A 19,967-nucleotide genomic window follows, 5' to 3' on the forward strand; every position below is an offset into this window, starting at 1 on the left:
TTGCCAGGAACAGCTATGTCGCCGTGTGATTTTCCTGTGTCATTCGGTGGTAGGGACGGGGCTATCGCCGGCTCTTCGCTAGCGCAGCGATAAGGTGCATTCTCAGGTTTGTGCTATAAAAATTCTCAGCTGTTAACACCATATCGATCACTGTGATTTTCCCTTTCGCCGAGCAACCGATCCACTTCCTGCAAGGCAAGCAGCAAGCGCGTCCCGACAGTTTCCAAATTGAATTTGAGGCCGTAGTGGCTCCCAACTTCTGTTTCGTTAGCGTAGACAATCGTTGCCGGAATCAATTCGTCCTTAAGCTGTATGGGGTCACTGTTGTAGCTCAGGGATACGGTACATTGGCTTGCCTCCGGTAAACGCTCATAGCGGAACAGCCCCATACCTACGTGATTGTAATTAAGGGCAACCGTGTCGTAATGGTGGCCATCAATCAATACCGAGACTTTGAAATCAGGGTCGCATAGCCAGCGCGGCAGGTGTCGTTTGCCACCGGATTTGTCCATGGTATAGCTCCTGTCAGGCGGGTGAATCACCAGAGGGCTTGAACAGACTCCCTCGCTTGAGGAAATCCTCAAGGAAGACCCCATGACTGCCATTAATCAGTTCTCGCTTGATACTGAACGCAACACCCTGTGATATTTTTGCCAGATCTACGAACTGTGCCGCGACTCTCTCTTTGTTTTTGTCGAGTACCATCAATATCCGCGGTTTCAGTTTGCTTTGCTCATGGGTGTTCACCACCAACCCTACTTCCCCGGTGTTCATCTCCACGATAGCCCCGGGAGGATAGACACCAATACAGCGGATGAACTCAAGCGCAAGCGCTTCATCAAACTGCTCACCCTTTACATGATAAATAATATCCAACGCTTCCATAGAAGAGCGGCCACTGTCGTAGCAGCGATTGCTGGTGATGGCATCGTAGGTATCGGCGATGGCAATGACCTTGGCGTAGTAGGGAATCTGGTGGGCCTGGAGCTTGCGCGGGTAACCCTTGCCATCGACGCGCTCGTGGTGGGAGTGGGCGATATCGATGGTGATCTTATCCTTGCTGGCCGCTGACATCAGCAGGTTCCTGCCGAACACCGCATGCTGGCGCATGAGCGCAAACTCCTCATTGGTAAGCCTGCCCTCCTTATTGAGGATCTCGGTGGGGATCTTGGCCTTGCCAACATCGTGCAGCAACCCACCCAAGGCGATGATTGCGATCTCTTCTTCCGTATGGCCCAGGTGACGGGCAAAAGTAGCCGCAAGAATACTGACATTGAGTGAGTGCTCGGCCGTGTATTCATCCTTGTTTTTGATCCTGGTGAGCCAGGCCAGGGCATCCTTGTTGCGCAGCACGCTGTCGACGATTCTGGTAACGGTGGCCCGCGCCTGATTCATATCGATGGTGCGGCCCAGGCGGATGCCATCCATGATATTGACGACCGTGGTTTTGGCGAAGTCGTAGGTGCCCTTGGCTTCCGGCAGCTCGCGCTCTGTGGGGATCTTGTTGATGTAGCGGACGCGTTTTTCGGCGGGGGGAGGCCCCTGGAGACTTTTCCCCGATTTAGCGTCGGCGGGAGGAGTCGGCCTGGAACGGGAAAAACGGGAAAAGAGCCCTTTTTTCTCTTTCGGAGGTTCTTGGGTACGCAGTTGTGCTGGCGCCAGGTTGTGAGTGACCCGACCTTCAATGTAGACGTGGCTGCACTGCTCAGTCAGCTCCTGAAGAGTCTTCCGATCCTGGATTACAAAACCCTGAATCAGGAAGTCAGTTTCCTCCCAGGGCTTGTCGAGACGGATGACGTGCATCCCCAATTCCAGCTTTTCTACCGGTATTTTTATCTCGGTTAATTCGGTTGGCATAGCAAGCTGGTCCCTCATATGCCGCAACTGTAGAACCGTTGGCCTTTAATTTCTGTGCCAATAAGTGTAATGGGCTTTGGTAACAAAACACAACGGCGCGGGGGATATAAACCTGCATGAGCAAGCCCGGAAGCTCATCGGGACCTTGTTGACGGCAGAGAGCCGGCGGCGCAGGTACAGCATATGCCACAGCCTGGCACCCTGTCAGAATAGCTGGTTGCCAGGGGCTGCAGTATCAGGGGAAGCCATGAATAAAAGCTGCTGCAAATGAACGCGCAGTGCGCGCCACCGCAGCAGAACCAGAGAAATCTTTAGTGGCTGATCATCCACGGGCGCTGGGAGGGGAAGATTTTGCTGCCATCGGGCATCAGGACCACTTGCTGTTTCAGCTTGCTGCGATCACCCGCTGTCTCATGGGAGCAGCCACAGCGGGAGTTGTGCTTGTGCTGCTTCTTCTGAAACGCCAGTCGATCCGCCGCTTCAGCGCGGGAATCAATGGTGGAAATAATGGGCGCATGTTTGGCCTGCTCGTTGTGGTCCATGGCCTTGCGCTGTTCCTGCTTCGCAGGCGACATGGCCAGCACTTCCGGCGGGATCATCAGGATACGCGGGCTCAGGGACTTGCACTGTGGACATAGCGACGGCGCAGAGGCCTGGTCCATGGAGGCCAACTCGTTGAACACACCGTGCTCGGGGCATTTGTAGTCGTAGACTGGCATTTGCTCTATTCCGGAAATTGCAGTTTCAAGGGACGCAGGGTTGGTGTCAGGCAGCGGTCGCCCCTGCGGGCGACCGGGCCTTTGTTGCGTGTGGCTTATTTATCTTTTGACAGTGGAATGTCGATACTGCCATCCAACTCCTTATTGGGGCCGTCGGCTCCCGGGTTGATGTCGAAGTCGAAGATCTTCGTTGGCAGCCACAGGGTGGCACAGGCGTTGGGGATATCCACCACCCCGCTGATATGCCCCTGCACCGGCGCACAGCCGAGGATGGCGTAGGCCTGCGCCTTGCTGTAGCCAAACTTGGTCAGGTACTCGATGGCGTTGAGACACGCCTGGCGGTAGGCCACGTGTACATCCAGGTAGTGCTGCTTGCCACCCTCGTCCACGGAGATACCTTCGAAAATCAGGTAGTCGTCGTACTTCGGCGTGATGGGGCTGGGCTTGAAGATCGGGTTCTTGATGGCGTACTTCTCCATGCCGCCCTTGATCAGGTTGACGCGCATGTGAATCCAGCCCGCCATTTCGATGGCGCCACAGAAGGTAATCTCACCGTCGCCCTGGCTGAAGTGCAGGTCACCCACGCTCAAACCGCCGCCTTTCACATAAACCGGGAAGTACACCTTGGAACCGCGCGACAGGTCTTTAATGTCACAGTTACCACCGTGCTCGCGGGGCGGTACGGTGCGGGCCGCTTCAGCAGCCGCTACCTTGGCCTCGTCGGCAGGCATACGGCCCATGTGGGCAGTATCAGCATACGGCAGGGTCGCCAGCGCCGGGATGCGATCAGGCTCGGTGTCGTAGAGGGCTTTCTCACGGGTGTTCCACTCTTCCAGCATCTCTTTGGAAGGCAGGCAGCCGATCAGGCCGGGGTGGATCAGACCGGCGAACTCAACCCCCGGTACATGGCGGGAGCTGGTGAACATACCGTTGAAGTCCCAGATGGACTTCTGTGCTTCGGGGAAGTGCTCGGTGAGGAAACCGCCACCGTTCTGCTTGGAGAAGAAGCCGTTAAAGCCCCACTGGCTGTCAGGGAAGGCACCGATATCGAGAATATCCACCACCAGCAGGTCGCCTGGCTCAGCACCTTCGATACCCACGGGGCCGGACAGGAAGTGTACCTGGGTCAGGTCAACATCGCGCACGTCGTCCGCGCAGTCGTCGTTCTTGATTTGGCCACCGGTCCAGTCCACACACTCAATAATAAAGTCATCACCGGGCTTTACCGTGGCGACCATGGGGATGTCCGGGTGCCAGCGGTTGTGAATCATGTCGTTGTCGTAAGCGGACTTACTCAGATCCACTTTGATGATGGTTTCGGCCATGCTCAGTTCTCCTGTTCGCGGAAAAAAAATCGTGCTTACAGCGGACGAACAGCAGCCACCACAAGCACGCAAATAGAAGTTGTTACGGAAAGCTCCCGGGGGTGAAGTGAAACCGCTGACCCACCTGAAAGCCGTGTCCGAAGCAACGGATACAGCGTGGGCTAACTATTGCGAATTTTTGCCACAGCGCCTATTCGTCAACGGCGCGCATCGATTACGTCGAATGACGTAGTTGTTGGCTGATGGCCCAGGGGCGGCAATCTCGAAGTAAAGGAAGGCGGATGAGTACTGTGATGAAAGCCTCAAAGCAAACTACAACTGTTGGGTATAAAAGGCGCCGTATACGTAGAGAGTGGGAGGCAGAGGTCCGCGGGGGATAAGGTGAATTCCTGCGCAGCAGGAAGAGAAGATGGTCTGGGCCACCGCGCTCCTACGGTATGGGGTCGAACTCCCTGTAGGAGCGCGGTCCCCCGCGCGAGCTTTTGGATAGATTTAAATCAGGGCTCAGGTATCACGCGCAGATTTTCATCAAACATCAACGCCACAAAACGACCACATTCCGGATGTTGCACCAAAGCCCGTGCCAACTGTGGCTCCAGTTCGCGGCGCACATGGCGGGCCACATCCCTGGCGCCGTAGCGGTTGTCGTAGTGACCGGTAAGATGGTTTCGGGCAGCGCTGTCCAGCTTCAGGCTGGCCTGCTTTTTGGCCAGGCGCTCATTGAGACGCTGCAGCTCCAGCTCCAGCAGCTGGCCGACCGCATCGTGTTCGATCGACTGGTAGTGGATTGCGCGGTCGAGGCGGTTGAGAAATTCGGGATCAAAACGGTCTTCCAGTGCTTCGTTAATAATCTCTTCCCCTCTTCTGTGTTTAACCGACGCGGGCATGAACCAACGCCTGAAGCCGTTGCCACAGGCCTGCTGGTGGCGGTGCAGAGCCTGCACACCCACATTGCTGGTCATAAAGATGATGGTATTACGGAAATCGATTTTCTTCTGGCCGGCCGTGAGCTGTAACATGCCGTTGTCCATCACGTTGAGCAGGCTGCGCAGCACTTCATCACTGGCCTTTTCAATCTCGTCGAACAGTACAATCCCCGGCCGGCTGAAACTGCCGGCGATCAGTTCACTGTCCAACAGGGTGTGTCCCTCCTTGCTGCCGACATAACCGGGCGGTGCCCCGCTGAGGGCGGCGGAGTAATGGGACTGGGCCAGGGTGTTCATGTCGATACGACAGAAGTGGTTGATATCACCGTGAATGGCTTCTGCCAGCAGACGCACGGTTTCGGTTTTGCCCACTCCGGTGGAGCCCACCATCATCACCGTCACCAATGGCCGGTGTGGCAAGCCCATATCGGCACTGACCAGATAGAGGATGTCGCGGATGGCCTGTAACGCTTGCGGCTGCCCGATGATGCGTGCCTGCAACCTGGCCGTAATCGCTTCCACGTCAAAACGGAATCGGGATTGTCGGTGTCCGGGCAGAGGAGCGGATTTTGTGTCCGCCCCTGCACTTCCGGCAACCAACTCAGGAACCGTATCCCCCTGCCCTGGCGCTTTTTGTTGGGCGGCGAGCATATCGTTAATAAATGGCATTGTAGACGCTCATACCCATGGCTTACTCACAACAGAAACGCAGGTAAGATCACACGGTTTTTTCTTTCTCCGGTACCGGCAAGTTGCCCACCGGACAGTCGGCCACACCGACGGTGGTGCGTGTCATCTTCTCCACATCTTCCTGTGCCTTCTGCGCATCCATCACCCAGGTGCGATAGAAATCAAACGGGCAATCGGCGATGCCCTTGTCGCCATCGCCGGAGTTGTGGATACCGGTGTAGCCCCGGTGGAGCAGTTTGAAGAGGTGGTTCTGGGACTGGTCGTTGGCGCGGGCATCACGGATCTGGCTGACGGAGAGCTGGGCGTACTGCACACCCATATCCTCTTCGCCACACTCACCCAGGGTACGACCGTCAAAGCCGACAATGGCGGAGTGGCCGAAGTAGGAGTAGACACCGTCAAAGCCGGTGGCGTTGGCCACTGCCACGTAACAGTTGTTGGCCCAGGCCATGGTCTTGGCCATCATGATCTGCTGCTCTTTGGCGGGATACATGTAGCCCTGACAGCGTACGATCAACTCGGCGCCCTTCATGGCACAGTCGCGCCAGATTTCCGGGTAGTTGCCGTCGTCGCAGATAATCAGACTGATCTTCAGGCCTTTCGGACCTTCGCTGACGTAGGTTCGATCGCCCGGGTACCAACCTTCAATGGGACACCAGGGAATACATTTGCGGTATTTCTGTACGATCTCACCTTCGTTGTTGATCAGGATCAGCGTGTTGTAGGGTGCCTTGTTGGGGTGCTCTTCGTGACGCTCGCCAGTGAGTGAAAAAATGCCCCAGGTGTTGGCCTCTTTACAGGCAGCACTGAAGATAGCGGTCTCCTCACCGGGGATGGTGGCGGCGGTATCCATCATCTCCTGCGGGTCGTACATAATGCCCATGGTGCTGTACTCGGGGAACACCACCAGATCCATACCCGGCAATCCGATTTTCATTCCCTTGATCATCTCTGCGATCTTGTGAGCATTCTCCAGCACTTCGGCTTTGGTGTGCAGCCGTGGCATCTTGTAGTTCACCACCGCTACACCCACGGTATCCGGGCTGCTGGAAATATCACCATGTCTCATTGTTGACTCCCGTCGTTGTATTTACTTTCGTTGAAAGTAAGTTGTCTCTGCACTTTGGGTTTTGGCGGACCGGTAGGTTCCGGTCTCTTAAACAGACAGATACGCCTTGATCTTGTCGGTATCCACTTCTTCACGCTTGTTTTCGTGAATAAAGTTGCCCTTGTCGATAACGATGATGCGATCGGCAATGGCCATGGTAAAACTCAGTACCTGCTCGGAAACAATGATGGTGATGTCACGCATCTTTTTAATTTCGTTGAGGACGTTGGCGATATCCTTGATGATCGACGGCTGGATACCTTCGGTCGGCTCGTCCAACAGCAATACCTTGGGATTGGTCACCAGGGCGCGGGCAATGGCGAGCTGCTGCTGTTGGCCGCCAGAGAGGTTGCCGCCCTTGCGCTTGCGCATATCAAACAGAACCGGGAACAGGCTGTAGATATCGTCGGGAATTTTTTTCAGTCCGGAGACCTGCATACCGGTTTCAATATTTTCCTGCACGGTCAGTGACGGGAAAATCATACGGCCCTGGGGAACATAGGCGATGCCGTTCTCTACCCGGTCGCAACTCTCCTTGCCGGTCACATCCACGCCATCGACGCTGATGCTGCCTTCAGAGGTGGGCAGGATACCGATCAGGGATTTAAACAGTGTGGTCTTGCCCATCCCGTTGCGACCCATGATCGCCAGTGTTTCGTTTTTCGGGACTTCGAAGTCGAGGCCGTGAATTACTTCACTCTGGCCATAACAAACCTTCAGGTTGGATACATTCAGCATGATTCTTTTCCTAATCCGGTTTTAGTGACCAAGATAAACTTCGATAACCTTGGGATCTTTCTGCACCGTGTCCATGTCGCCGGAGGCGAGAATTTTCCCCTGGTGTAACACCGTTACCTTGTGGGCAATCTGGGCGACGAACTCCATATCGTGTTCGATCACCAGCACGGAACGCCCTGCACTGATTTTGTTGAGCAGCTCGGCGGTCTGCTCACGCTCTTTCACACTCATACCTGCTACCGGCTCATCCAGCATCAGCAGTTGCGGATCCTGGATCAGCAGCATGCCGATCTCCAGCCACTGCTTCTGGCCGTGGCTCAACAGCGCGGCTTCGGTCTCCAGCATATGGTCAAGCATGATCTCTTTGGCGATTTCGAGAATCTTGTTTTCCACCTCCGCGTCACGCTTGAACATCAGCGAACCGAACACCCCACGGCCGCGCGGGTAGGAGACTTCCAGGTTTTCGAACACGGTGAGGTTTTCGTAGATGGAGGGAGTCTGGAACTTGCGCCCTACCCCGGCACGCACAATTTCATGCTCGGAGAGTTTGGTGAGCTCCTTGTTCATGAACTTGATACTGCCGGAGGTGGACTTGGTCTTGCCGCAGATCAGGTCCAGCACGGTAGTTTTACCCGCGCCGTTGGGACCGATCACCACGTGCAGTTCGTTCTTGTCGAGATAGAAGTTCAGATTGTCCACCGCCTTGAAACCGTCGAAGGATACGGTCAGCTCTTCTACGGCCAGGGTGAAATCTGTGTTTGCGCTCATCATAACAACCTCTGTTTGTCGTTAAGTCTTGTTCTGCCGGTTGGGGTCGATCAGTTCGACCCCTCCAGCTTGGGAGCAACCGCTGCCGTGTCATTTTTGGAAAACAGGGAGGTTATAAAGCCCAGGCGCTTTTTGATGTGGTGGCTATGGTCTTCCCACAGGCCAGCCAGGCCATTGGGGAAGAACATCACTACTGCGATAAACAGGCCACCCATCAGGAACAGCCACAGCTCGGGGAACGACTCGGAGAACGCCGTCTTGCCAAAGTTAATCAGCAGACAACCGTATACCGCACCAATCAGCGACAGGCGTCCACCCACCGCGGCGAAGATCACCATCTCGATGGAAGGTACAATGCCCACAAAGGATGGCGACATAAAACCTACGGAGAGGGTGAACATGGCGCCGCCAATGGCGGAGATCATGGCCGAGAAACAGAAGATAAAGATCTTGAAGTTGGCAACGTCGTAACCTGAGAAGCGCACGCGGTCTTCCTTGTCACGCATCGCCAGCAACAGGCGACCGAATTTGCTGGTGAGGATGAAACGGGACATCAGGATCACCGCCAGCAACAGGAAACAGGTAATAAAGTAGAACAGGTTCTTGGCGAAGTCGGAGGTGATATCCCAGCCATGCAGGGTGCGCAGGTCGGTAATACCGTTAATGCCACCGGTGTAACCCTGCTGACCCACAATCAGGACAGTGAGGATCAGTGACACCACCTGGGTAATGATGGCGAAGTACACACCACCCACGCGGCGCTTAAACATGGCCACACCGATCAGGTAGGCAAATACCGACGGGATAATCAGGATCGCCAACAGGGTAAAGGTGAAGCTGTTGAAGGGTTCCCAGAACCACGGCAGCGCAGTGAGCTGGTTCCAGTCCATAAAGTCGGGAATACCGGGGGTAGACTGAATCGCAGTGTTCTCCGGGCTGGAGGCTTCCAGTTTCAGGAACATGGCCATGCCGTAACCACCGAGGCCGAAGAAGATGCCCTGGCCCAGGCTCAGGGTGCCGCCGTAGCCCCACAGCAGCACCAGGCTGATGGCGGGGAAGGCGTAGGTCAGGTACTTGGCCACCAGGTTGAGGCGGAAGCCATCCAGTGCCAGTGGGAACACCACCAGTATCAGCGTCGCCAACAGGACAAACCCGACCGTCCCGTTTTTGCCACCCAACAGTTTTTCATACATAAAGCTCATAGGGATCTCCCAAATTACATTCCGTTGGTGAAGGCCCGCCTCAACGGCGGACCTTGCTGGCAAACAGACCTTCTGGCTTGAACATCAGAATCACAACCAGCGTCAGCAGGGTGAACACCTTGGCCATCGAACCGCTGATGAAGAACTCGAGGATCGACTGTGCCTGGGCAATGGAGAAGGCCGAGGCGATGGTACCGAGCAGGCTGGCAGCGCCACCAAACACAACCACCATGAAGGTATCCACGATGTAGAGGGTGCCGGTGGTTGGACCGGTGGAGGCGATGGTGGTGAAGGCCGCACCGGCAACACCGGCGATACCGCAACCGAGGGCGAAGGTAAGACGATCCACTTTTTTGGTGTTGATACCCACCGCGCCACTCATAACCCGGTTCTGGGTGGTGGCACGCACCTTGAGGCCCCAGCTGGATTTGAACATCAGGTAGAAGACGCCACCGGTGATCAGCAGGGTCAGGGCCAGCACGAACATACCGTTGAGGGGAATGTCGATCATGTCAGTCGGCTGGTAGGAACCCATCAGCCAGTCGGGCAGCGCCGGGCTCACTTCGCGGGCACCGAAGATGGAGCGATAGGCCTGTTGCATGATCAGGCTCAGGCCCCAGGTGGCCAGCAGGGTATCCAGCGGACGCTTGTACAAATGTCGTATCAACGCCCATTCGGCGAGATACCCCAAAGCCGCTGCGACAAAGAACGCAGCCACAATGGCGACTAAAAAGTAGTACGGCATAAAGCCGGGGAAATAAGTCTCTGTGACGGTGGAGAGCAGATAGGTGGTGTAGGCACCCGCTGCCATGAATTCACCGTGGGCCATGTTGATGACCCCCATCTGGCCAAAAATAATGGCAAGGCCCAGTGCCATCAGCAGCAGCACGCTGAATAAACTGATGCCGGCAAAACCCTGCATGGCAAAGATGGCCATCAGTTCGCTGCTGGTATATCCGCCCATGATGAAGTCTCCAAAAAGCTGTCAACAGTGAGTGAAGCACTCAATGTCCGAAATCTTGATAGGCCGACCTCCGTGTCGGCCTGGTGTACTGCGATCCTTGCGGGTAGTAGATGCTGAGGTCGATCGGGAAACTTACTGGTAACCGGCTGGGAACGGATCGGGCTCGATCAGCTCAGACTCGTATACCACTTCAACCTGACCATCCTTCTTCCACTTGCCAACGCGGGCCTTGGACCAGAGGTGGTGGTTCTTGTGCAGTTTCACGTAGCCTTCAGGCGCAGTGGTCAGCTCGATGTCGCCCTTCTCGGACTCGGCAACCACTTTGTCGATGTCGAAGGAACCAGCGCGTTCAACCGCTGCTTTCCACAGCCATGGGCCGAGGTAAGCTGCCTGGGTCACGTCACCGATCACGCTGTCGTCGCCCCACATCTCTTTAAAGGCTTTAACGAAGGCTTCGTTGTTGGGGTTATCCTGGCTCTGGAAGTACTTCATGATGGAGTAGAAGCCTTCCAGGTTTTCACCGCCAATACCCAGAACTTCGTCTTCGGTAACGGAGATGGTCAGCAGGGTTTGCTTGTCACCGGTGATACCGGCGGCTTTCAGCTGCTTGAACCAGGCAACGTTGGAACCACCCACAACAGCGGCGTAGATAACGTCAGGTTTTTTCAGACGGATTTTGTTAATAACGGAACCGAACTGGGTATCACCCAGTGGCTTGTACTCTTCACCAACCACTTTACCGCCGAGCACGTTTTCAATGTGCTTGCGGGCGATCTTCATGGAGGTACGTGGCCAGATGTAGTCGGAGCCGATCAGGTAGAAGGTCTTGGCACCCTTCTCTTTGGCAACCCAGTTGAGACCGTCGAGAATCTGCTGGGTAGCTTCCTGGCCGGTGTAGATCACGTTTTTGGATTGTTCCAGACCTTCATAGAAAGTCGGGTAGTAGAGCAGGCCGTTCTCTTTTTCGAAAACCGGCAGTGCGGCTTTACGGGAGGCGGAGGTCCAGCAACCGAATACGGCAGCCACCTTGTCGTTCACCAGCAGCTTGCGGCTCTTCTCGGCGAAGGTTGGCCAGTCACTGGCACCGTCTTCCTGGATAATCTTGATCTGGCGACCAAGTACACCGCCACTCTCGTTAATCTGTTTGATAGCCAGCTTTTCAGCTTCCTGGGCGCCTGTCTCACTGATGGCCATGGTGCCGGTGAGGGAGTGCAGGATACCGACGGTCACTGTGTCGTCAGTGACAGCCAGGCCGGTGGTGTTGACACCCGCATAGGTGGCCTGGGAGGCCAGCATCAGCCCGGCCAGCGGCGCGGCAATGGCGGCACGTAAGGATCGGCGCACCCAGGAGCCCTTCGGGCTGTCGGCTGCACCTCGGTTATGAGAACGGTCTTGCATGGTCTTCTCTCCTGGAGGTTAGTAATGCCAGCACAGTTTCACGACTTGCATCACAACAGACCATTCGGCATGTGTTCATTTAGGTGGGGGTAAATGACGTATACCCGGGTTAGTCAGGTGGCGGTATTGTGTGGGCCATGTGTGCGGGCTTGGTGCAGGGTAAGCGCAAGCCGGTAATACCGGTCACGACCCATACAACCGGCTTCTTTCTCCCTGCCCGCCGCAACAGCGCCCCGACTGCCATTAAAAAACTCGCTATAATGCCCCGGCTTGGCCCCATTACTGCATTCAGTAGCGGCGGTGATGTACCAGGGAACAGTTACCAGAGCAGAGGAGGGAAAATTCGTCGATCCGGAGCAGGCCGTGCACTGCATCCGACCTTACAGAGGCCCCAACATGAGGCATGGCAATCGCCGTCCGCTCAATAAAGCGTCAATTGCGCAAGGCGGGGGTACCCTGCATTGAATGCCCGGCAACAGGTCTTCCGCGTACGCCGCAACTACAACCGCTGGGTCGCCAATGAGACCCTCGAAGATTACGCCCTGCGCTTCACCGCCAAGAAGGCGCGCCGCTGGACCGCGGCCCGTATCTCCAATACCGCCCTGGGGGCGATCTCTTTTCTCGCGCTGGAAGCCATAGGCGGCGCCATTACCGTTACCCACGGTTTTACCAACGCGGTCGCCGCCACACTGGCGGTAGGCCTGATCATTTTCCTCACTGCCATCCCCATCTGCTACCACGCCGCCAGACAGGGCGTGGATATCGACCTGCTCACCCGCGGCGCCGGCTTCGGCTACATTGGCTCTACCATCACCTCGCTGATCTACGCCAGTTTTACCTTTATCTTTTTTGCCCTTGAGGCCGCCATCCTGGCGCTGGCGCTGCAGTTAACGCTGGATTGCCCCCTCTACCTCGGGTACTTCATCAGCGCCGTGATTGTAATTCCGCTGGTGACCCACGGTATTACCCTGATCAGCCGCTTCCAGGTGTGGACCCAGCCGCTGTGGCTGGTGCTGCAACTGCTGCCGCTGATCTGTATCGCCCTGCAGTCGGAGGACGCGCTGGCATTGTGGGCCAACTACACCCCGCCGGGGGAGGCGCCGGGCTTTAACCTAATGGCCTTTGGTGCGGCGGCGGCAGTGCTGTTTTCGCTGATCGCCCAGGTGGGTGAGCAGGTGGATTTTCTGCGCTTTATGCCAGCGGATAAAAAGCCGGGACCACGCTGGTGGGGCGCGCTGCTGATGGCAGGCCCTGGCTGGATCATCAGTGGCACCATCAAGATCCTGATTGGCTCTTTCCTGGCGGTGCTGGCACTGAGCCACGGCGTCGGTATGACCCAGGCCACCGATCCCAACTACATGTACCTGACGGCGTTTGGCTACGTCACCTCCTCGCCGGAGCTGATGCTGATCCTCACCGGTACCTTTGTGGTGTTGTCGCAGTTAAAGATTAACGTCACCAACGCCTACGCCGGTTCCATTGCCTGGTCCAATTTCTTCTCCCGCCTTACCCACAACCACCCGGGGCGGGTGGTATGGCTGGTGTTCAATGTCGCCATCGCGCTGATGTTGATGGAGCTGGGTATCTACCGGGTGCTGGAAGAGATCCTGTCGGTCTACTCCATTGTCGCAGTGGCCTGGGTGGGTACTCTGGTTGCTGACCTGGTGATCAATCGGCCGCTGAAGCTGCGGCCGGCAGCGATGGAGTTCAAGCGCGCGCACCTCTACGACATCAACCCGGTGGGCGTAGGCTCCATGCTGATCGCCTCGGTGGTGGGCTTTGTGTCGCTCAGTGGGGTGCTGGGTGAGGCGGCGCAGGCACTCTACTCTTTCGCCACCCTGCTGTGCTGTTTCATCGCAGCACCACTGATCGCCTGGCTGACCCGCGGCCAGTACTACATCGCCCGCGAGCCGGTCATCATCAGCGATGCTCCCTCCCACCGCTGCTGCATTTGCGAACACCATTTTGAACACGAGGATATGGCGCACTGCCCCGCCTACGCCGGCCCCATCTGCTCCCTGTGCTGTTCGCTGGATGGCCGCTGCCACGACATGTGCAAGACCGACGCGCGCTTCTCCGAACAGATTGTCGGCGCACTGGGCAAGATCATGCCCGCCAACTGGGTAGCACGACTGAACAGCCGGGTGGGACACTTCCTTGGCCTGTTCTTCTTTATCAGTGTGGTGATGGCAGCGCTGCTGTCGCTGGTTTTTTTCCAGCTCACCCTCGACTCAGAAATGGCACCAGGGCCGATCATGACGGCGCTGATCAATGTCTATTACATTTTGCTGATTGTCTGTGGTGTCGCGGCCTGGATGTACACCCTCGGCCACGAGAGCCGGCGCTTCTCGCAGGAGGAGACCCGCCACCAGACCAAATTGCTGATGAACGAGATTGAGGCGCACAAACAGACTGACCTGCAACTGCAGAAGTCGATGAAGATTGCCGACGCCGCCAACGCCGCCAAGAGCCGTTACCTCACCGGCATCAGCCATGAACTGCGCTCCCCCCTGAACGCCATCATGGGCTACGCGCAGCTGCTGGATAAAGACACTGACATCGCGCCCAAAAGGCGCGAGGCACTGGCCATTATCCGCCGCAGCAGTGAGTACCTGTCGGACCTGATCGAAGGCCTGTTGGACATCTCCCGCATTGAGGCCGGACGACTGGAATTGAACATGACGGAAGTGGATCTGGGCGCGCTGCTGGAACAGCTGGTGAGCATGTTCCGTCTGCAGGCCCAGGCCAAGGGCATCGAGTTTGAATTTGACCGCTTAACGCCGCTGCCACAAACGGTACGCGCCGATGAAAAACGCCTGCGCCAGATTCTGATCAACCTGCTCTCCAACGCCGTGAAATATACCCACTCCGGCAAGGTACGCTTCTCGGTCAGCTATCGCAGCCTGGTGGCGGAGTTCACCATCGAGGATTCCGGTGTCGGTATCGACGAAGAGAACATGGAGCGCATCTTCCGCCCGTTCGAGCGGGTACGCAAAGCCGGCGAGCCACACGTCACCGGCACCGGCCTGGGACTGACCATCACCCGCCTGCTGACCGATATTATGGGCGGCGACCTGTCCGTAACCAGCACCCCGGGCAAAGGCAGCTGCTTCAACGTCAAACTGATGCTGTCCAGTACCACCAAACTTGCGGTCAGTGCCACACAGGATCGTCAGGTACTGGGCTACCACGGCGACACCAAGACCATTTTTGTGGTGGACGACGAACCCACCCATCGCAGCCTGTTGCAGGACCTGCTGGAGCCGCTGGGCTTTAACATCGTACAGGCACCGGATGCGGGCGTATGCCTGGAGATGCTGCGCCTGAGCGAGCAACCACCGGACCTGTTCCTGCTGGACATCACCATGCCCGGCATGAGTGGTTGGGAGCTGGCGCGCATACTTCGGCGCCAGTGGCCCAGATGCAAGATCTTCATGATCTCGGCCGACGCCTACCAGCGACCGCAGGAAGAGGAACTGACCGATCAGGTTGCTCCCAACGACGCCTACCTGGTGAAGCCGCTGAAAATCTCCCAGTTGTTGCCGATCATCAGCCAGCACCTGCCCATCGTCTGGCGTTACGCCCAACCGGAAGAGCCCAGCGCCGCGCCAGCCAGCACCCAGCCCCTGCCGCTGTCCGAGTCCAACAAACAGGACCTGATCCGGCTGGCAAAGATCGGTTACGCCAACGGTATCCGCGATTACCTGGCCGGCTTGCGCGAAGAGCATCCGGAGTCATCCCAGTTGCTGGACCGCTTACAGGAACACGCACGGCACTTTAACTTCAGTGCCCTGATTAAATTACTAGAGGAATCCCTATGAATGCTTCCACGCCCAAAAAAGATGTGGTGTTGGTGGTCGACGATTCACCGGAAACCCTGGGTATGCTCAACGATACCCTGGACCGGGCGGGAGTGACGGTATTGGTAGCACTGGAGGGCCAGCAGGCTCTGACCATTGCCGCCAGCATCACGCCCGATGTGATTCTCATGGACGCCATCATGCCCAACCTCGACGGCTTCGAAACCTGCAAGCGACTGAAAGGCATCAAGTCACTGGAACACATTCCGGTTATTTTCATGACCGGACTGACAGACACCGCCAGCATTGTGAAAGGGTTTGAGGCCGGCGGCGTCGACTACATTACCAAACCGGTCAACGGTGACGAGCTGATAGCGCGTATGCGGGTGCACCTGGCCAACGCCCGTGTCACCCAGAGTACCAAGCACGCCCTCGACAGCACCGGCCAATACCTGTTTGCCGCCACCCGCAACGGTCACCTGGCCTGGGCAACGCCCCAGGCCCATCAACTGTTTGAGGACGCCGGGCTCAGCAAAGAGTGGCTGGCCACAGAACTGCCCGGCGCTCTGCAGGAGTTTCTGCAATCCTCCAACAAGGAGAGCGGCCTGCTGCTGGAAGGCAACGTGAAACCCCTCGATGTAAAGTTTATCAGCCAGACCAGTGGCAATGAGTTTCTGCTGCAATTGATTGATACAGACCGGCCAACAGACGTTGAGCTGTTGCGGGCAGGCCTGGAGTTAACCGAGAAAGAAGCCCACGTCACCCTGTGGATTGCGCACGGCAAAACCAATCGCGAAATCGGTTTTATCCTTAACATGAGCCCGCGCACAGTGAACAAACACCTGGAGCAGATTTTCAATAAGATGGATGTTGATAACCGCACTGCGGCTGCTGTTGTGGCGGTAAAACTGTTGAACGAATGAGATCGGTCAGTGCTCAGGTTTGATCACCACCGTAGTGGTGATCAATTGGCCACATGCCGGTGCTTAACGGATAACACAGGGATACTGTTCGCGGGGTTCAATCTGGTGGGTGTCACGATAGGAAGGTGGCTGACGTCCGCCGGCATCGGTAAAACCGTAATGGATCGCCATCTCCGCACCAATCACCGTTTTACCACTGAGGGACATTAACGCCGGGTCGTTGTAGAGATGCCAGATAACATGACCGGTAAACTCCGGCGTCTCGGTGATCTCTTCCAGGTAACCGTACTTTTCCCGATTGGATTCCATCAACAGCATCAAACGCTCGGCCTTCAGTGCCCCCATCCATACCGAGAGAGCGGCCACATTAAACGGCCGCAGGTCTTCAGCCATATCGGCGGCGAACTTATCCATACCCGCCTTATGAGCGCCGTACACCGGACCATAGACGTAGTGCACGGAACCGGACGCAGAGGTGAACATAATCAGGCCGTGTTGCTGCTTCACCATAATCGGCGCAGCGTAATAGCTGGCGATGTAGCTGCTGCGTAATCCCACGTCCAGCATGTCCGCAATGCCCGGATCCTTTTCCCAGAAATTGCCGGGCTTGGTGAGGTCATCGTGAATGGCACAGGCGTTATTCACCAGAATATCCAGTCGCCCCTGCTCACTCTGAACCTGTTCAAACAGTGCTTTCACTTCGTCATCGTTGCCGTGGTCTACGCGCACGGCAATGCCGGTCCCTCCCGCTGCCGTTACGGCATCGGCAGTCTCAAAGATAGTGCCGGGCAAGGGCGAATCACCCGGCTGCTGCGAACGGCCGGTGACATAGACGGTGCAGCCGTAACTGCCAAGGGCGATGGCGATACCGCGGCCGGCACCGCGACTGGCGCCGGTGACCACCACAACCGGGGGCTGGGACATGGGGAGTTCTCCTGTGACTTCTTATTCTTTTAGTCAGCGAAAATCACTACGCCGACAAACACTGGCGCTGCCACTCAGGGGAGTGTAACGCAATCCCAGGGTCGGGCGAAAAGGTGTGGTGGGGGGCGAAACAAGGTGCCGGCACATCCTTAATGACAATCAGAAGCTCATGGATTCTCCCAGGCGGGCAATGTGTGGCTTCCAGCCCTCTTCCTGCAGCTTCTCCTGCAATGCCTGCTTGGCTTCCTCTTCGCCATGGACAAGAAAGAGTGTCGGCCGCCGTTCAAAATGGCCCAACCATGAGGCCAGTTGCTTCTGGCTGGCGTGGGCGGAAAAGCCGCCAAGGGTGTGAATCTTGGCGCGCACCGCCACCTCTTCCCCGGCCACACGCAGCGTCTCGGCGCCATCAATCAAAGCCCGCCCCGGCGTACCCACCGCCTGGTGCCCCACAAACACCACGTGGGCACTGCGACGCCAGAGATTATGCTTGAGGTGGTGACGGATACGACCGCCGTTACACATACCGCTGCCGGCAATAATAATGGCGCCTTTCTCGATACGGTTCAGTGCCATGGATTCGTCGGTGGTGGTGCTGTAGCGCAAGGTGGGCAGAAACTTGCTCAGGCGACCACCCACCACAGTCTGTAGTTCGGTCGCGTCCTCGTCGTTGTAGACGTGCTGGTAGCGGTGGTAGATCTCGGTCACCGCGATGGCCATGGGACTGTCCAGATAGACCGCCTGGTGGCGCAGCAGGCCACGCTGGTAGAGTTCACCCAGGCGGAAAATAATTTCCTGGGTACGGCCCACCGCGAAGGAGGGAATGAGAATATTGCCACCGTTTTCCGACGCCTCACGAATCACCTCTTCGAACTCTTCCAGGGTTTCCGACAGCGAACGGTGTTCACGATCACCGTAAGTTGATTCGATCATGATAGCGTCGGCTTCAGTGATCACTTCCGGGTCCCGCAGCAACGCCGCGCAACTGTTGCCGAGGTCACCGGAGAAGACCAGTTTTTTCCGGCGCCCATCTTCGTCGATGTACACTTCCACAATGGCAGACCCAAGGATATGTCCGGCGTCGCGGAAACAGATGCTCACATCCTCGGTCAGTTTGTGGCTGTGCCCATAGGGCAATCCAAGGCACTGGGTGAGCGTCTGCTGTACCGACTCTTCGGTATAGAGTGGATCGATGGGTTCCTTGCCGGCGCGGCGACGGCGTTTGTTCTCCCACTGGCTGTCACGTTCCTGCAGGGACGCCGCATCCTTCAGCAGCACCTCCAGCAGGTCACAGCTGGCCCGGGTCATATAAATGGAACCACCGTAGCCTTCATCCACCAGTTTCGGCAGACGCCCGGAGTGATCCAGGTGAGCGTGGGAGAGAACCACCGCATCCAGATCCGCTACGTGAAACGGAAATTTCTGGAAGTTGCGCGACTCCTCCTCCCGGGTTCCCTGGAACAACCCGCAGTCCAGCAGGATTCTGGATTTCGACGTAATGAGCAGGTGCAGGGAGCCGGTGACCCCCTCCACAGCCCCGAGAAATTTCACCTGAGCCATAGATTTTCCGTATTGCTATTTCCCTGTGAGCCCTCAGTGTCGCGCAGATGCGACGGCGCAGGCAATGATGTACAACAAGCAGATGCTGACTGGCGCTTAACCCGGGTACCAGCCGCTGCCCCACACATCCTGGCGGGATTCGGCTGAGGGCACCGGTTTCAGTTCGCGGCTCTCGCAATGCTGCATAATGTCCTGCCGATAGTCGCCCTTGAACATGGGAATCTCATGGGTCTCGTCGCTCTCTTCCAGCTGGAAATAGAGCTGCATGGTCTCCGGCGGAAACACATGGACCAGTGCCCGGTGGGCCACCATCTGGTCGCCGTGCATAAAATCCTTGAACTGCAGGTAGGCGTCTTCAAAACTGTCACCGTGCAGGGTCATTTCACACTCGGTGGTAAAACGGAATTTGATACTGGCCATAACAACCTCGCTAATCGTCACAGGTGTTAAGGTCACTATAGGCCTGAAAGAAGACTGTACGCAGCGCCTGGTTAAACGCTTTTGTTTTAAGGAGATGATCCCTAATTCGACATCAACCTCCGGGGGCGCGAGGGTGAACCCACAATCCCCAACGCCCAAAAAATAGAATACAACTATGAGAATAACTGGCGAATTGTTGGAGACTGGTAATGAGTGATCTTGAACAGCTGAAGCAGGCATTGAGACAATTTGCCCGGGAGCGCGACTGGGATCAGTTTCACTCACCGAAGAACCTGGCCATGGCGCTGACGGTGGAAGTTGCGGAGTTGGCAGAAATCTTTCAGTGGATGAGCGAACCACAGTCACAGGCTCCGGACGCGGCCACACTGGATCATATTGCCGAAGAGATTGCGGATATCCAGCTGTACCTGATACGCCTGGCGGACAAACTGGATATCGATATTGTCAGCGCTGCACAGCAGAAGTTTGTGAAAAACGAACGCAGGTATCCGGCGGAGCGGGTTCGTGGCAGCGCCCGGAAATACACCGCCTACACCGAGCATCAGGAGGATCAGTAGCGCTGCTATACAGGGCAACCGGTCTTGATACACTGGTCCACAGACCACAAAAAAGGCCGGGACGAACAGG

Annotated in this window: 17 protein-coding genes; 3 read left to right on the plus strand and 14 right to left on the minus strand. The window is 56.7% G+C overall.

Going from position 1 to position 19,967, the window contains the following annotated elements:
• Positions 1-125: 125 nt before the first annotated feature.
• From GSF27_RS10310 to urtA, 11 genes are all read right to left on the minus strand, one after another.
• Positions 126-512 (minus strand): hypothetical protein, encoded by a 387-nt coding sequence (locus tag GSF27_RS10310; protein WP_160968597.1) that lies wholly within the window; start codon positions 510-512, stop codon positions 126-128.
• 13 nt (positions 513-525) lie between these two features.
• Entirely contained in the window at positions 526-1,857 is a 1,332-nt protein-coding gene (locus GSF27_RS10315; RefSeq protein ID WP_160968599.1) for an HD-GYP domain-containing protein, read from the minus strand.
• A 311-nt stretch (positions 1,858-2,168) separates the two neighbouring features.
• Entirely contained in the window at positions 2,169-2,576 is a 408-nt protein-coding gene (locus GSF27_RS10320) for an FmdB family zinc ribbon protein (RefSeq protein WP_160968601.1), read from the minus strand.
• 95 nt (positions 2,577-2,671) lie between these two features.
• Complete coding sequence (gene fmdA / locus GSF27_RS10325; RefSeq protein ID WP_160968603.1) at positions 2,672-3,901, minus strand: formamidase; 1,230 nt, start codon at positions 3,899-3,901, stop codon at positions 2,672-2,674.
• 497 nt (positions 3,902-4,398) lie between these two features.
• Complete coding sequence (locus tag GSF27_RS10330) at positions 4,399-5,349, minus strand: AAA family ATPase (RefSeq protein ID WP_202410378.1); 951 nt, start codon at positions 5,347-5,349, stop codon at positions 4,399-4,401.
• Between the two features lie 196 nt (positions 5,350-5,545).
• The gene (locus tag GSF27_RS10335) at positions 5,546-6,586 is read right to left on the minus strand and encodes an aliphatic amidase (RefSeq protein ID WP_160968607.1); all 1,041 of its coding nucleotides are present in this window, start codon (positions 6,584-6,586) and stop codon (positions 5,546-5,548) included.
• A gap of 87 nt (positions 6,587-6,673) precedes the next feature.
• Positions 6,674-7,363 (minus strand): urea ABC transporter ATP-binding subunit UrtE, encoded by a 690-nt coding sequence (urtE, locus tag GSF27_RS10340; RefSeq protein ID WP_160968609.1) that lies wholly within the window; start codon positions 7,361-7,363, stop codon positions 6,674-6,676.
• Between the two features lie 21 nt (positions 7,364-7,384).
• Complete coding sequence (gene urtD / locus GSF27_RS10345) at positions 7,385-8,131, minus strand: urea ABC transporter ATP-binding protein UrtD (RefSeq protein WP_370462594.1); 747 nt, start codon at positions 8,129-8,131, stop codon at positions 7,385-7,387.
• A 50-nt stretch (positions 8,132-8,181) separates the two neighbouring features.
• Complete coding sequence (gene urtC / locus GSF27_RS10350) at positions 8,182-9,333, minus strand: urea ABC transporter permease subunit UrtC (protein ID WP_160968613.1); 1,152 nt, start codon at positions 9,331-9,333, stop codon at positions 8,182-8,184.
• 40 nt (positions 9,334-9,373) lie between these two features.
• Positions 9,374-10,297, minus strand: a complete 924-nt coding sequence (gene urtB / locus GSF27_RS10355; protein ID WP_160968615.1) for an urea ABC transporter permease subunit UrtB — start codon at positions 10,295-10,297, stop codon at positions 9,374-9,376.
• Positions 10,298-10,429: 132 nt separating this feature from the next.
• The gene (gene urtA / locus GSF27_RS10360; RefSeq protein ID WP_160968787.1) at positions 10,430-11,593 is read right to left on the minus strand and encodes an urea ABC transporter substrate-binding protein; all 1,164 of its coding nucleotides are present in this window, start codon (positions 11,591-11,593) and stop codon (positions 10,430-10,432) included.
• 563 nt (positions 11,594-12,156) lie between these two features.
• Between urtA and GSF27_RS10365 the strand changes: the two genes are divergently transcribed.
• Together GSF27_RS10365 and GSF27_RS10370 are read left to right on the plus strand one after the other, a co-directional pair.
• A complete protein-coding gene (locus tag GSF27_RS10365; protein ID WP_160968617.1) occupies positions 12,157-15,516 on the plus strand; it encodes an ATP-binding protein in 3,360 nt (1,119 codons plus the stop codon).
• Positions 15,513-16,418 (plus strand): response regulator transcription factor, encoded by a 906-nt coding sequence (locus GSF27_RS10370; RefSeq protein ID WP_160968619.1) that lies wholly within the window; start codon positions 15,513-15,515, stop codon positions 16,416-16,418. The genes GSF27_RS10365 and GSF27_RS10370 overlap by 4 nt, the downstream gene beginning before the upstream one ends.
• 63 nt (positions 16,419-16,481) lie before the next feature.
• On the opposite strand, the gene GSF27_RS10375 is transcribed toward GSF27_RS10370, so the two are convergent.
• The 3 genes from GSF27_RS10375 to GSF27_RS10385 all read right to left on the minus strand — a co-directional run bounded on the left by GSF27_RS10375 (position 16,482) and on the right by GSF27_RS10385 (position 19,319).
• The gene (locus tag GSF27_RS10375) at positions 16,482-17,342 is read right to left on the minus strand and encodes an SDR family NAD(P)-dependent oxidoreductase (RefSeq protein ID WP_160968621.1); all 861 of its coding nucleotides are present in this window, start codon (positions 17,340-17,342) and stop codon (positions 16,482-16,484) included.
• Between the two features lie 159 nt (positions 17,343-17,501).
• The gene (locus GSF27_RS10380) at positions 17,502-18,899 is read right to left on the minus strand and encodes an MBL fold metallo-hydrolase RNA specificity domain-containing protein (protein WP_160968623.1); all 1,398 of its coding nucleotides are present in this window, start codon (positions 18,897-18,899) and stop codon (positions 17,502-17,504) included.
• A gap of 96 nt (positions 18,900-18,995) precedes the next feature.
• On the minus strand, positions 18,996-19,319 hold the full coding sequence (locus GSF27_RS10385; RefSeq protein ID WP_160968625.1) for a hypothetical protein: 324 nt from the start codon (positions 19,317-19,319) through the stop codon (positions 18,996-18,998).
• A 209-nt stretch (positions 19,320-19,528) separates the two neighbouring features.
• Here GSF27_RS10385 and GSF27_RS10390 point away from each other — a divergent pair, with 209 nt between their 5' ends.
• Positions 19,529-19,897, plus strand: a complete 369-nt coding sequence (locus GSF27_RS10390; RefSeq protein ID WP_160968627.1) for a nucleotide pyrophosphohydrolase — start codon at positions 19,529-19,531, stop codon at positions 19,895-19,897.
• Positions 19,898-19,967: the final 70 nt, after the last annotated feature.

It is taken from the genome of Pseudomaricurvus sp. HS19, assembly GCF_009857815.1.
Taxonomy (GTDB): domain Bacteria; phylum Pseudomonadota; class Gammaproteobacteria; order Pseudomonadales; family Cellvibrionaceae; genus Pseudomaricurvus.

Excerpts from the sequence above, each read along its gene's own strand:
- GSF27_RS10380 (WP_160968623.1), bottom strand. The coding sequence starts at position 18,899 with ATGGCTCAGGTGAAATTTCTCGGGGCTGTGGAGGGGGTCACCGGCTCC.
- urtE (WP_160968609.1), bottom strand. The coding sequence starts at position 7,363 with ATGCTGAATGTATCCAACCTGAAGGTTTGTTATGGCCAGAGTGAAGTA.
- GSF27_RS10385 (WP_160968625.1), bottom strand. The coding sequence starts at position 19,319 with ATGGCCAGTATCAAATTCCGTTTTACCACCGAGTGTGAAATGACCCTG.
- urtC (WP_160968613.1), bottom strand. The coding sequence starts at position 9,333 with ATGAGCTTTATGTATGAAAAACTGTTGGGTGGCAAAAACGGGACGGTC.
- GSF27_RS10390 (WP_160968627.1), top strand. The coding sequence starts at position 19,529 with ATGAGTGATCTTGAACAGCTGAAGCAGGCATTGAGACAATTTGCCCGG.
- GSF27_RS10310 (WP_160968597.1), bottom strand. The coding sequence starts at position 512 with ATGGACAAATCCGGTGGCAAACGACACCTGCCGCGCTGGCTATGCGAC.
- urtB (WP_160968615.1), bottom strand. The coding sequence starts at position 10,297 with ATGGGCGGATATACCAGCAGCGAACTGATGGCCATCTTTGCCATGCAG.
- GSF27_RS10320 (WP_160968601.1), bottom strand. The coding sequence starts at position 2,576 with ATGCCAGTCTACGACTACAAATGCCCCGAGCACGGTGTGTTCAACGAG.
- GSF27_RS10375 (WP_160968621.1), bottom strand. The coding sequence starts at position 17,342 with ATGTCCCAGCCCCCGGTTGTGGTGGTCACCGGCGCCAGTCGCGGTGCC.
- urtD (WP_370462594.1), bottom strand. The coding sequence starts at position 8,131 with ATGAGCGCAAACACAGATTTCACCCTGGCCGTAGAAGAGCTGACCGTA.
- fmdA (WP_160968603.1), bottom strand. The coding sequence starts at position 3,901 with ATGGCCGAAACCATCATCAAAGTGGATCTGAGTAAGTCCGCTTACGAC.
- urtA (WP_160968787.1), bottom strand. The coding sequence starts at position 11,593 with ATGCTGGCCTCCCAGGCCACCTATGCGGGTGTCAACACCACCGGCCTG.
- GSF27_RS10315 (WP_160968599.1), bottom strand. The coding sequence starts at position 1,857 with ATGCCAACCGAATTAACCGAGATAAAAATACCGGTAGAAAAGCTGGAA.
- GSF27_RS10335 (WP_160968607.1), bottom strand. The coding sequence starts at position 6,586 with ATGAGACATGGTGATATTTCCAGCAGCCCGGATACCGTGGGTGTAGCG.
- GSF27_RS10370 (WP_160968619.1), top strand. The coding sequence starts at position 15,513 with ATGAATGCTTCCACGCCCAAAAAAGATGTGGTGTTGGTGGTCGACGAT.